We start from the raw sequence: 12,580 nt of genomic DNA on the forward strand, positions 1-12,580 counted from the left end.
CGAAGGGGCCAATCAATGTCCGTGCTCGCCCGCCCACGTCACCCGATCGTGGCCGATGCGCTGGAGTTGGCCCGCGCCTGGTGCGATGGGCAGGTCATCGACAACGCTCCCGCACTCTCGCACGCCGTACGGGTCGCGGTCGTGCTCGGCCGGCATGTACCCGCCGCGCCGCCGGAACTGATCGCGGCCGCGTTGCTGCACGACGCCCCCGAGTTCGCCCCGCCCTGCGTCGACCTGGACGCGCTGCTGACCGCCAGACTCGGCCCGGCCGTGACCACTGTGGTGCGGGCATTGGAACGCGAACACCAAGCGCTCGCCTCCCACAGCCTGCCGGATCTGGCCGGCGTGCACGGATGGACGGTGTGCGCCAGCGCCGCCGACAAGATCGTCAGCCTGGGGTCGATCCTCGGCCGGGCCGACCGCACGGGCGACCCGGCCGCCTACTGGGCCGCCCGTGGTGCGTTCCTGTCTCGGGCGGACTACTTCCGCGCCTTCCACACCGCCGCATCCCCGCACCTTCCGGGGCGGATGGGCGCCGATCTGGGCCGGCTGGTCGACCTGGCCGTACAGGCGTCCGAGGCATACGGTCCCCGCTGATCAACGGGCCTCCGGTGCGCGTGCACCTCGATGTCGTCGGCGTGGCGCACCCACTACCACTTGACTAGTAGCGCCATCTCAGCGTCTGCTGCGAGCGGCCACCCGCCTAGGATCGCGGGCATGACCTCGCAGCACCCACCCGTCGAGTTGCGGTCCGCCTCGTTCCGGGAGCTCGACGCCGCCACGCTGTACGCGCTGCTGAAGTTGCGGGTGGACGTGTTCGTGGTGGAGCAGAAGTGCCCCTACCCGGAACTCGACGGGCGGGACCTGGAGCCGGGCACCCGCCACCTGTGGCTGAGCCGGGCGGATGCGCCCGTCGCGTATCTGCGGGTCCTGGCGGAACCCGGCGGCGTGAACCGGATCGGCCGGGTGGCGGTGGCGCCGGATCGGCGCGGCGGTGGCCTCGCCGGCCGGCTGATGACCGAGGCGCTGGCCGTGGTCGGTGACCGGCCGACCGTGCTGGACGCGCAGGCGCACCTGGCCGGCTGGTACGCCCGCTACGGCTACGTCGCCGAGGGCGAGGAGTTCCTGGAGGACGGCATCCCGCACCTCCGGATGGCCCGCCCCGGCGTCACCGAGCTCCCACCGGTGGGGTGACCGCTACGGCAGCGCGGCGACGATGTCCGCGATCGGGCGGCGCCGCCCGGTGTAGAACGGCACCTCCTCGCGCACGTGCCGGCGGGCCCGGGCCGCGCGCAACTCACGCATGAGGTCCACGATGCGGTGCAGGTCGTCCGCCTCGAAGGCGAGCATCCACTCGTAGTCGCCGAGGGCGAACGAGGCGACCGTGTTGGCCCGCACGTCCGGGTAGCCGCGCGCCATCTTCCCGTGCTCGGCGAGCATGTCGCGGCGCTCGCCCTCCGGCAGCAGATACCACTCGTACGAGCGCACGAACGGGTACACGCACAGGTACCCGCGCGCCTGCTCACCGGCCAGGAACGCGGGGATGTGGCTGCGGTTGAACTCCGCCGGCCGGTGCAGCGCCATCTGTGACCAGACCGGCGCCAGGTGCCGGCCCAGCCCGGTGCGCCGCAGCAGCCCGTACGCCTCCTGGAGCGCGTCGCTGCTGCTCGAGTGCCACCAGATCATCAGGTCGGCGTCGGCGCGCAGCCCGGACACGTCGTATGTGCCGCGGATCGTCACGTCCTTGCCGTCGAGTTGCTCGAACAGCGCCTCGACCTCGCCGGCCACGTCGTCGCGCAGCGCCGGCAACGGACTCTCGGCCCGGAACACCGACCACATCGTGTACCGGATGGTGTCGTTCAGCTCGCGCAGCCGGGCGGCGTTCGTCTGCTCGCTCATGCGGCCCATTGTTCCAGTGTTGCGGCGATCACATCCGCGGCGGTCTCCCCGGACCGCACGCACGCGGGTATGCCCACCCCGTCGTACGCGGCGCCGGCCAGCGCGATCGTGCCGGGCAGGGCGGCCCGGGCGGCGGCCACCCGCTCCAGGTGGCCCGGCGCGTACTGGGGCAGCGCGCCGCCCCACCGCTGCACGAACGACTCCACCGGCGCCGGCAGCGGCCCGACCAGCCCGGACAGTTCCTTGAGCGCCTGGTCGACCAGGTCCTCGTCCGGCCGCTGGAGCGCCTGCTCCTCGCCGTACCGCCCGACCGACGCGCGCACCAGCGCCACCCCGTCCGGCCGGCGGGTGTGCGGCCACTTGGTGGTGAAGAACGTGGCGGCCTTGATGAGCATCCCCTCCGCCGCCGGAACCAGCAGCCCGGACAGGTCCGGCAGCTCGGCCGCCGGCAGGGCCAGCGCGACCAGCGCGACGCTGGCGTACTCCAGGGCGCCGACCGGGGCGGCGGCATCCCCCGGCACCCCGGCCAGCAGGCGCGCGGCGGGCGTGGCGGGCACCGCGAGGACCACGGCGTCGGCGGTCACGACCTCGGGGGCGCGGGTGGCGCCGAGGACCAGCCGCCACCGCGGGCCGGGACCGGCCTCCGGCGGCGCGGGGCTCAGTTCCCGGACCGGGAGCCCCAGGCGCAGATCCGCACCCGACGCCGCCGCGACCGCCTCGACCAGCCGGCTCACCCCGCCCGCGACCGTGGCGAACACGGGCGTGCCCGGCGGCCGCGGTGCCGCCGCCATGGCCGCGCGCACGGCGCCGGTCAAGGTGTGCCTCACCCGCGCCGCCGCCGCCAGCCCCGGCATCGTCGCCGCCAGCGACAGCCCGTCCGCCCGGCCCGCGTACACGCCGCCGAGCATCGGGTCGACCAGCCGGTCCACCACCTCGTCGCCCAGCCGCCGGCGCACCAGCGCGCCGACCGCCACGTCCCGGCCCGGCTCCAGCAGCGGGCGGCCAGCGTCCCGGTCCAGCTCCGCCGCCGGCCGCGCGACCGCCGCCACCTTCTCCAGATCTCCGGGGACCCCGACCAGCGTGCCCCCCGGTACCGGGCGCAGGCGGCCGCCGACCGCGAGGGCCGCGGGCCGGGGCGCCGGGTGCACCAACTCCCCCGCCAGGCCGACCCGCCGCGCCAGCGCCACGGCCGCCGACTCGCCACCGTCCGGGTCGCGGACGAGGAAGTTTTCCGCCCCGCGCTCCACCGGGGACCCCGCCAACTCGCCGGTGCGCAGCTTCCCGCCGAGCGCGCCGCTCCCCTCGTACACGGTTATGGTGGCTCGGGGAAGGCGCTCCCGCAGGCGGAGCGCGGTAGCGAGGCCGGCGATCCCCCCGCCGACGACGGCGACACGCGTCATGGCCCCAGCGTGCCAGTCACGGTCCTGACAGGGATGGCGGGGGTCTCGTATGCTCTCGCGCGTGTCCAGCAGTGCTGAGCGCGGCGGCGCCGGCCGCCGGGGAATCCTGGCCCGGATTCTCGCCGCGCCCGTGCGCGCCACCGGCGTAGCGGCGAGCGCGCTCGCCCTGGTCGTCTCGGGGTTCACCGGCGGCCTGGAGCCCGCCGCCGCGCCCGGGCCGCCGCAGCAGGCGGCCAAGGCGACGATCGAGGGCAAACCGTGGAATGTCACGGTCAACGGCGTCGGGTACACAAAGGACGCCAAGCCGCTGCGGCCGGAGAAGGAGGGCGATCACTGGATCGCCGTCGGCGCCACGGTGGAGGTCACGGCCGACGAGACCCGCAACGACATCCGGGAGGCGCTGACCCTGGTCGGCGTCCCCGGCCTGCGGAACGAGAAGCCGAGCCGGGTGCTGCTGGGCCGGGACGAGACCCAGGCGCCCGAACTGCACCCGGGCCTGCCCGAGAAGCTGCTGTTCTTCTGGGAGATCGACCCGGCGGCCCCCCAGCCGGTCGAGGCGAACGTGCAGATCTGGGGCAAGACGCAGCGCGCCTCCACACTCACCGGCCACCGGAGTTGGCTGGACCCCGAGGTGAAGGCGCACGTGATCGTCCCCGTCCAGAATCTGGACCAATGACGTACCCCGGCGTTCCGCGGTCCCCCGGCGCCTACCCGGCGCCCGGTTCTTCGCAGCCCCACGGCGCTTATCCTGCGCCTGGTTCTCCCCCGGCCGCCGGTGGCCCCGACGCGGACGACGGCGGGCGACGGGGCCGATTACGGTCCCGGTTCGGCGCCGGCCTGCTGATCGTCGCGGCGCTGGCCGTCGGCACGCTCATCCGCTCCGGCACGCCGGATGTGGACACCGCCGAGCGCCCGTTCAGCCGCGCCGGCGTCATCGGGCGACCCGTCGACGCCCGAACCTTCGACGCCACCGTCCTGGCCGTCCGCGGCGCCGCGAAGATCCACCGGGACGGCGGGCTGACCGGCCGCCAGGAGCACGACACCGACGGCGTCTGGATCCTCCTCAAGGTGCGCCTCGAGGCCCACGACCACACGATCCAGGTCGGCTGGGCCGGTCTGAAGGACGGCAAGGGCCGCACCTTCCACAGCACCGAGCGCATCACGCAGCCGCTGATCGGCGGCCGCTCCCTCCAGCCCGGCATCCCGCTCACCGGCGAGGTGGTCTTCGAGGTGCCCAAGGACGCGGCCACGAACGTCACCCTGCAACTCACCGAGCGCCCCATCGACCGACGCATGGCCGCGATGGTCGAGGTTCCGCTGCCCATCAGCCCGTCGGCGGTGGACGGCTGGCTGGCGAACCCGGCCCCGGTCCAGATTGAGAACCCGGTGGTGGGCTGATGACACACCCGCCGCACCACCCCGCCCCCGAGCCCGACCACGACCCGGCGGATGCCCCACCCTGGGCGCATCCGCAGCCCGGCTACCACCACACGGCCCCGACGCAGCCCGGCCATCCCCAACCGCCGGGCTTTCCGAGCCACCCGCCTGCGCCGCCGCCGGGCTTCCAGGGTCAGCCGGCAGCGCCGGCCGTCGCGGACCCGCATGCACCCGCGCCCTTCCAGGGCCAGCCCGCGCCGCACGGCTTCCCGGGCCAGCCCGCGCCGCACGGCTTCCCGGGCCAGCCCGCGGTCCCGGGCCAGTCCGCGCCGCCGGGTCAACTCGCGCAAGGTCAACTCGCGCCTCAGGCGCATCCGGCGCCGCCCTGGGGGCCGGCGCCGGCCCACCCCCACCCGGGCCAGGTCACGCCGCCTACCGTTCAGCCTCATACAAGGCCACCCGCCGTTCCAGGTCAGCCGGTTCCGCCGGCCCTGTACAGCCAGCCCTCCTGGGCGCCGCCACCGGGCCAGCCAGCACCGCCCTGGCCACCACAACCAGGCCAGCCAGCACCGCCACCAGCGCCCGGCCAGCCATCAGCGGCGCCCTGGGCGGCGCAGCCAGGCCAGCCACCAGCGCCCTGGGCGCCGCAACCCGGCCAGCCAGCACCGCCACCAGGTCAGCCAGCCTCGGCAGCGCGGCAGCCAGCGCCGCCGTGGGCACCGGTGCCCGCTCCGGCGGGTGTGCAGCCGCACCTGGGCGGTCAGTCGGCCGTACCACCTTGGGCGGCGCCACCCATGCAACCGCCCGGCCCGCCGGCGCCACCGTGGGCTTCCCCACCCGCCGCCCATCCGGCGGCACCACGCCCGGCCGTCCCCGGTGGTGCGCGGGCCGCCGGGGCGCCGCGGCCGCCCGGGTTCTTCCGGCGGAACCGGTGGGGGCTGATCCTGCTCGTCCCGGCACTCGTCGGCGCCTTCTGGGCGCCGGCCAAGAACGCCTACGACACCTACCGCTTCACCCCGAACCAGGTGCCGATGGCCGCCAACGGTGCCGGGTGGGTCAGCTACGACGGCGGCCAGGTGCGACTGATCGAGGTGGGGCAGGCCACGTTCAAGCCGCGGTTCGGGGTGACGCCGTCGGCGCCGGCGGGCACCACCGCGTGGCGGGCCCTTCTGCGGTTCTCCGGCGCGGCGGAGAAGGCGTTTCTGGGCTGCGAGGTCGAACTCGAGGATGCCCGGGGCCGCCGCTACGCCATGAACCCGTCGGAGATCAGCGGTTTGGGGGCGCTGTACGCGGTCTGCACGCCGGGCTCGGACGCGAGCGGGACGCCGGAGTACGACACCGAGGCGTACTTTGTCATGCCGGCCGGGGCGCGACCGGTGGCGGTGCGGATCAGCACGCGGGCGATGGCGCCGAACTACGTGAGGCTGACCGTCGGCTGATTCCAGCCCGGGCCGGCGGGGGTGGCCGCAGGGCCGGGAGCCGCCGGGGCGGCGGGGTTCGCCGGGCCGGCGGGGGGCGGCGCGGGCGGGCTGGCCGGGACGCTCGACCCGGAGGCGTCCTCGTGCTGGGTGGCCAGGACCCGGTCCACGGCGGCGGCGAGCAGGCAGGCGAGCAGGGTGTGGCCGATCGCGTCGTTGACCGTCGCCAGCACCCGCGAAACGGGCATCCAGACCTGGCCGAGGTCGCGCGGGCCGATGAGGAACCGTTCCACCTCCCACAGCCACTTGGTGGCGGTCTGGAGGATCAGGAAGACCAGGCAGAACAGCAGCATCGGGCGCAGCCCGGCCCGGCCCAGCAGGCGCAGCCCGTGGATCAGGGGCAGGAAGCGCTCGCGCAGTTCGCCGCCGACCGCCCGGCCGGTGCGGCGCAGCGGGCCCGGCCTGGGCGGGGGTTCGTCCACCACCCGCTGCTGCTCCTGGGTGAGGTCGTTGGGCCCGGCCGCCGCCGGCGCCGCTTCGGACCCGACGGCCGGCGGGGACGCTTCGTGCCGGTCCTGGGCGGCTTTGTCCTTGGCGAGGCGGCGGCCGTAGACGACGGCGCCGACGGCGAGCCAGGCGACCGGGACCACGATGACCGCCTCCGCCGACGTGATGAGCTGGCCCACCCAGCCGACCAGCCGCTCACCGGTGCGGGTCAGCGGGCCGAGCGCGCCCAGCAGCTCCGTGCCGGTGCCCTGCGCCCAGCTCACCACCCGGCGCTCGCGCGCCCAGTCGAGCAGGTTGCCGGAGTAGGTGGCGACCAGGCCGCCGAACGTGACGATCCAGATCGCCTCGACGTAGGCGCCGAGGACGCCCAGCCAGCGGGTCCGGTCGCGGCGCCGGGCCCGGCCGAGCAGCCAGCGCAGCACGAACGCGACGGGCACCACGGCCAGCATCAGCGGCACCGAGACCGGCAGGCGTTTCAGCACGTCCGGGTGGCCGCCGTCGAACACCCCGCCCTCGCCGAACAGCGCGTCCTCCAGCACCCGGTACGAGTACGTGCTCAAGTCGTCCTTCAGGTACCCGTACGAGGCGTAGACGGCGAGGAACGGCACGAGCACGCTGCCCAACTGGTCGAGGACGCCGAGTTGGGTCCGGCCGGGCTCGGTGGCGCGGCTGAGCCAGGGCAGCGAGGGGCGCACCACCCGCAGCGAGAGCACCAGCGCGCTCAGCGTGGCGATCGGCGCCAGCACCAGGATGAACAGGCCCAGCACGGCGTGCACGGCGCTGGCCCGCACGGCCACTTCCATCGCCAGTTCTCGCAGGGCCATGCCGGCGAAGACGAGGGCGAACAGCACGGGCCAGTGGCGCAGGAACAGCCGGCCGGCACCGAGGACCACCGCGCCGGCGTCGCGCAGCGCGGCCAGCCCGAACCGGGACGCTCCCGTGCGCCCCCGCGGCTCGCCCGGCTCCCCCCGGCCCGCCCGACCCTGTTGCTCGATCAGCCCCGCGGTCACGCGGACAGGCTAGCCGAGCACCGCGCCACTCCGGGTGCCCGTCACCGCGCGGACGCGGTGTGCACCAGGTCCACGATGCGGGTCAGCACCTCGGCGTCGGTCTCGGGTAGCACGCCGTGACCGAGGTTGAACACGTGCCCCGGCGCGGACCGCCCGTCGGCCAGCACCCGCCGCACCTCGTCCTCGATCACGTCCCACGGGGCGAAGACCACGCACGGGTCCAGGTTGCCCTGCACCGCGCGCCCGCCGACCCGCCCGGCGGCCTGGTCGAGGGGGGTGCGCCAGTCGACGCCGACCACGTCCGCGCCGGCCTCGCCCATCGCCGTGAGTAGCGGCGCGGTGCCCACTCCGAAGTGGATCCGGGGTACGCCGGCGTCGGCCAGGCTCGACAGCACGTGGCTGGAGTGCGGCAGCACGAAGCGGCGGTAGTCCCGCTCGGAGAGGGCTCCGGCCCAGGAGTCGAACAGCTGCACGGCGCTGACCCCGGCCGCCACCTGCACCCGCAGGAACGCCAGGGTGATCTCGGCGAGGCGGGCGCAGAGGGCGTGCCACACCTGCGGCGCCTGGTACATGAACGCCTTGGTCTTCGCGTGGGTGCGCGACGGGCCGCCCTCGACCAGGTAGCTGGCCAGCGTGAAGGGGGCACCCGCGAAGCCGATCAGCGGGGTCGGCCCCAGCTCCTTGACCAGCAGGCGGACCGCCTCGTCTACATAGGACACATCGGCACCGTCGATCGGGCGCAGCCGCTCCACGTCCGCCGCGGTGCGCACCGGCTCGGCGATCACCGGCCCGGTGCCGGGCACGATATCCAGCTCCACCCCGGCCGCCGCCACGGGCACCACGATGTCGCTGAACAGGATCGCCGCGTCCACCCGGTGCCGCCGCACCGGCTGGAGCGTGATCTCGCAGACCAGCTCAGGCCGCCGGCACGACTCCAGCATGCCGATCCCCTCGCGCACCCGGCGGTACTCGGGCAGCGAGCGCCCCGCCTGCCGCATGAACCAGACCGGTGTGTACGGGACCGGCTCCCCGCGGCAGGCGCGCAGGAAGGCGGAGCCCTCGGTTTCGCGTGTCATCGCCTGCATCGTGTCATGTCCCGGCCGGTCACGGCCCGCCGCCCGGCACCGGCCCGGCGCGCCGCGCGGCCCGCGCCCGTGGCTCGGCCTACGCTGCGGACTATGGCGTCGTCGACCGTCCTTCCCGAGACGTTCACGCGCGCCGTCGCCGGCCTGCGCGCGGTGCGGCCGCGCGCCGAGATCATGCTGGAGGAGATCCCCGCGCCGCAGCGCCTGGCCCCGTACGCGCACGCGCTGAGCGCCACCGTGCTGCGCGGCGGCGACGAGGTGGCCACCGGCCGGCTGATCCTGCTGCACGACCCGGCCGGGCACGAGGCGTGGGCGGGCACCCTGCGCCTGGTCACCTACGTCACCGCCGAACTGGAGCCGGAACTGGCCACGGACGCGCTGCTGCCCGCCGTCGGCTGGAGCTGGCTGGTCGACGCCCTGGACACCCAGGACGCCCCCTACCGGGCGATCGCCGGGACCGTCACCCAGACCCTCTCCACCCGCTTCGGTGAGCTGGCCGGGCCGGTGGCCGGCGCGGACATCGAGATCCGCGCCTCGTGGACCCCGACCACCGACGACCTCGCGCCGCACCTGGGCGCCTGGTGCGTGCTGCTCGCCTCGACGGCCGGACTGCCGCCGCCCGGGGTGACCTCCATCACCGATCGGACCCACCCGGCCGCCTGACGCCGCCTCAGCAGATCGAGATCGAGTCGCAGGCGATACCGATGGGGACGGCGAGCCCGATGCCCTCGGCGTCGCGCGCCTTGGCGGTGGCGATGCCGACCACCTTCTTCTCCCCGTTGATCACGGGGCCGCCCGAGTTGCCCGGGTTGATCGGGGCGTCGAACTGGATGACCGTGCCCGCCCCGTCCGGGTCGTTGCGGAAGGCGCTGACCACGCCGGTGGTGACCGAGTCGCTGAGCCCGAGCGGCGAGCCCACCACGATGATCTGCTGGCCCGACTTGACCGGCTTGTCCGCGACGACCAGTCCGCTGATCTTCTCGCTGGTGCGCAGGTGTGCGAGGTCGTTCTCCTCGTCCACCTCGACGATCGTGGCCGTGAACTTGTCCGACTGCCGCTCCAGCTGCACCTCGCGCCCGCCGGCCTTCCAGACCGACTCCACGACGTGGAAGTTGGTGAACAGGTTCGCGCCGCCGCCCGTCGCGGGCTTGCCCACCGCGAACGCGGTACCGAGGAAGTTGCCCGCCTTGACCCGGAACACGCTGGGCAGCACGGCGGTGGCGACGGCCTCGGGGTTGAACACCTTGCCCGCCTGGGCGGCGAGCTGCGCGGTCTGGTCCTCCAGCGCCCGCAGCCGCCCGTCGTCCGAGGACTGCGCGTCCGCGTTACGCCGGTCGGCCTCGGCCAGCCGGTCGCTCAGTTGGTTGATCTGCAGGGCCTGCAGCACCGCCACCGCGATCAACACCGCCACCAGCGTCAGCGCCACCACGCCGGGCCAGGCCAGCCGCCGCGGCGCCTTTTCCGGGTACCCGGGGGTCGTCGCGCCCGAAATCGGCGCGGCGGGAGTGCCGCCACCCGCGGGCGGCACGGAGGCCGGCGGGGCGAACCCGGCCGGAGCCGGAGCCGGCACGCCGAACGGCGGCGCGGAGGACGCCGAAGGCGGAGCTGCCGAGGCGTGCACGGAAGCCCCGGAGAACCCGGATGGGGGCGCGGAGGCATACGCGGGGGGGCCGGACGGCCGGGCCTGCCAGGCGGCGCCAGCGGGTGACCCGGCCGGGCCGCCACCCGCCGCCGGACCCGAACCCATCACCGGCGCACCCGGGTTCGCGCCCACCGCAGGCGCTGCCGAACTCGCGCCCGCCGGCGCGCCAAGGCTCGCGCCCCCCGCCGGTCGGTACGGCCCCGCACCCGTTGCCGCCGAAGGCTGACCCGCACCCCCCGGCGGCACGTACGGGCTCGCGCCCGGCGGCACGTGGGGGTTGGCGCCCGGCGCACTGCCCTGGCCAGCGGACGGCGCCGCATACAGGTTCGCGCCCGGCGCACCGGCCTGGCCAGCGGGCGGTTCTGCATACGGGTTGGCACCCGGCGCACTGCCCTGGGCAGCGGGCGGCGCCGCATACAGGTTCGCGCCGGGCGCACTGCCCTGGGCAGCGGGCGGCGCCGCATACAGGTTCGCGCCGGGCGCACCGGCCTGGGCAGCGGGCGGCGCCGCGAGCGGGTTGGCGGACGGCGGCACGGGCACGGAGCCGTACACCCGCGACGGATCGCGGCGGGGCGGGTCGAGGCGCGGCGGCAGCGGCCCGGGCCGCGCACCGGCGGCGGTGCCGGGCGGCGGCACCGCGGTCGACTCCTCGCCCGGCGGCCCGTTCCCCGGCGCCGGTTGCGGCGCCGAGGGCTGGCCGGGCTCGGCGTCGCGCGGGTCGTACCCAGCGGTCATAACAGGACGTCCTCCCCATTGACGTGCGCCCGCCAGCATGCCACCGTCCGGCAACCCCGTGGGGCCCACCCCGGTATGCCGACGCGCCGGACCCGGCTGCGACAGGTGAACACCGGTTGACACTACGGTTGTCGGGTGACCGACGAACCACCCCTGCGCCGTCGGCCCGTCGAACACCCCGGGGCAGGGGATGGTCCGGCGGGTCCGCCGGCCCCCATGCCCCTCACCGAGCCGCGCGACGGCACGCCCGAGCCGATCGCCACCCCGGCCGCCCTGGCCGAGGTGGTCGAGCGCTTCGCCGCCGGTACCGGCCCGGTTGCGGTGGATGCTGAACGGGCCTCCGGCTACCGATACAGTCAGCGCGCGTACCTGGTGCAGCTGCGCCGCGAGGGCGCTGGTACGGCGCTGATCGACCCGATACCGCTGGGCGATCTGACCGCGCTGGGCGCGGCGATCGCCGACGCCGAGTGGGTGCTGCACGCGGCCAGCCAGGACCTGCCGTGCCTGGCCGAGGTGGGCATGCGCCCGAAGCGGCTGTTCGACACGGAGTTGGCGGCCCGGCTGTGCGGCTTCGAGCGGGTCGGCCTGGCGGCGCTGACCGAGCAACTGCTGGGCCTGACGCTGGAGAAACACCATTCGGCGGCGGACTGGTCCACCCGGCCGCTGCCGCAGTCCTGGCTGACCTACGCCGCGCTGGACGTGGAACGCCTGGTCGAACTGCGCGACGTGCTCGCCGGGGAGTTACGGGCGCAGGGCAAGCAGGCGTGGGCCGCGGAGGAGTTCGCCGCGCTCACCGTCACCGGCGCCCTGCCACCCAGGCCCCGGGCCGATCCGTGGCGCCGCACGTCCGGCATCCACCGGATACGGGGGGCGCGGGCGCAGTCCCGGGTCCGGGCGATGTGGTACGCCCGGGACGAGGTGGCCGCCCGCCGGGATTCGGCGCCCGGCCGGGTGCTGCCGGACGCGGCGATCATCGCGGCGGCGGAGATGGACCCGAAGGACGAGCGGTCCCTGCTGCTCCTGCCCGGCTTCGGCGGCCGCTCGGTGCGCCGGCTCGCGCGCACGTGGCTGGAGGCGCTGGCCGGGGCGCGGGCACTACCGGACGACGCGCTGCCGGTGACGCCGGTGGTCGAGGGCCCGCCCCCGCCGCACCGCTGGGCGGAGCGGGACCCGGTGGCCGCCGCCCGCCTGGCCCGCTGCCGCGAGGTGGTCACCCGGATCGCCGCCGGGCACACGCTGCCGCCGGAGAACCTCGTCTCGCCGGACTACATCCGCCGGCTGGCCTGGGCCCCTCCGCCGGAGCCGTCGCCGGCCACAGTCGGCGGGATCCTGCGCGGCTTCGGGGCCCGCGGCTGGCAGGTGGACCTGCTCGCCGAGGAGCTGACCGCCGCCCTGCCCGACCCGGCGCTGCCGGAGGCGGCCGGCGAGGCGTAACGGCCGTGCCCTGATGTGGCCCGTCCCACCCGGGGTACGACCATGCGTTACTCACGAGTAACATTGCCTTGCC

12 protein-coding genes are annotated in these 12,580 nt (G+C 75.5%); 7 read left to right on the forward strand and 5 right to left on the reverse strand.

The annotated features are described in order from the left end of the window. Positions 1-15 precede the first annotated feature (15 nt). Complete coding sequence (locus KJS59_RS03910) at positions 16-597, forward strand: HD domain-containing protein (protein WP_213450894.1); 582 nt, start codon at positions 16-18, stop codon at positions 595-597. A gap of 120 nt (positions 598-717) precedes the next feature. Continuing rightward, entirely contained in the window at positions 718-1,194 is a 477-nt protein-coding gene (locus tag KJS59_RS03915) for a GNAT family N-acetyltransferase (RefSeq protein WP_213450895.1), read from the forward strand. Positions 1,195-1,197: 3 nt separating this feature from the next. Here KJS59_RS03915 and hemQ read toward each other — a convergent pair whose 3' ends face one another. Together hemQ and KJS59_RS03925 are read right to left on the reverse strand one after the other, a co-directional pair. After that, entirely contained in the window at positions 1,198-1,899 is a 702-nt protein-coding gene (hemQ, locus tag KJS59_RS03920) for a hydrogen peroxide-dependent heme synthase (RefSeq protein ID WP_213450896.1), read from the reverse strand. Then, positions 1,896-3,299 (reverse strand): protoporphyrinogen/coproporphyrinogen oxidase, encoded by a 1,404-nt coding sequence (locus KJS59_RS03925; RefSeq protein WP_213450897.1) that lies wholly within the window; start codon positions 3,297-3,299, stop codon positions 1,896-1,898. Before KJS59_RS03925 ends, hemQ begins: the two co-directional genes overlap by 4 nt. Before the next feature lie 61 nt (positions 3,300-3,360). Between KJS59_RS03925 and KJS59_RS03930 the strand changes: the two genes are divergently transcribed. The 3 genes from KJS59_RS03930 to KJS59_RS03940 all read left to right on the forward strand — a co-directional run bounded on the left by KJS59_RS03930 (position 3,361) and on the right by KJS59_RS03940 (position 6,115). After that, positions 3,361-3,975, forward strand: a complete 615-nt coding sequence (locus KJS59_RS03930; protein WP_213450898.1) for a hypothetical protein — start codon at positions 3,361-3,363, stop codon at positions 3,973-3,975. Beyond that, positions 3,972-4,697 (forward strand): DUF4352 domain-containing protein, encoded by a 726-nt coding sequence (locus KJS59_RS03935; protein ID WP_213450899.1) that lies wholly within the window; start codon positions 3,972-3,974, stop codon positions 4,695-4,697. The genes KJS59_RS03930 and KJS59_RS03935 overlap by 4 nt, the downstream gene beginning before the upstream one ends. Positions 4,698-5,470: 773 nt before the next feature. Beyond that, positions 5,471-6,115, forward strand: a complete 645-nt coding sequence (locus KJS59_RS03940) for a hypothetical protein (protein WP_213450900.1) — start codon at positions 5,471-5,473, stop codon at positions 6,113-6,115. On the opposite strand, the gene KJS59_RS03945 is transcribed toward KJS59_RS03940, so the two are convergent. Next, on the reverse strand, positions 6,091-7,611 hold the full coding sequence (locus tag KJS59_RS03945; protein WP_213450901.1) for a hypothetical protein: 1,521 nt from the start codon (positions 7,609-7,611) through the stop codon (positions 6,091-6,093). The genes KJS59_RS03940 and KJS59_RS03945 overlap by 25 nt on opposite strands. A 41-nt stretch (positions 7,612-7,652) precedes the next feature. Then, positions 7,653-8,696, reverse strand: a complete 1,044-nt coding sequence (gene hemE, locus KJS59_RS03950) for a uroporphyrinogen decarboxylase (RefSeq protein WP_213450902.1) — start codon at positions 8,694-8,696, stop codon at positions 7,653-7,655. Between the two features lie 93 nt (positions 8,697-8,789). Between hemE and KJS59_RS03955 the strand changes: the two genes are divergently transcribed. Next, positions 8,790-9,359 (forward strand): DUF3000 domain-containing protein, encoded by a 570-nt coding sequence (locus tag KJS59_RS03955; protein ID WP_213450903.1) that lies wholly within the window; start codon positions 8,790-8,792, stop codon positions 9,357-9,359. Positions 9,360-9,366: 7 nt separating this feature from the next. Here the strand turns inward: KJS59_RS03955 and KJS59_RS03960 are convergent, their stop codons facing one another. After that, on the reverse strand, positions 9,367-10,584 hold the full coding sequence (locus KJS59_RS03960) for a trypsin-like peptidase domain-containing protein (protein WP_456316008.1): 1,218 nt from the start codon (positions 10,582-10,584) through the stop codon (positions 9,367-9,369). A 624-nt stretch (positions 10,585-11,208) separates the two neighbouring features. Here KJS59_RS03960 and KJS59_RS03965 point away from each other — a divergent pair. Beyond that, a complete protein-coding gene (locus tag KJS59_RS03965) occupies positions 11,209-12,507 on the forward strand; it encodes a ribonuclease D (RefSeq protein WP_376771117.1) in 1,299 nt (432 codons plus the stop codon). Positions 12,508-12,580: the final 73 nt, after the last annotated feature.

Source organism: Rhizomonospora bruguierae, from assembly GCF_018397995.1.
Classification (GTDB): domain Bacteria; phylum Actinomycetota; class Actinomycetes; order Mycobacteriales; family Micromonosporaceae; genus Rhizomonospora; species Rhizomonospora bruguierae.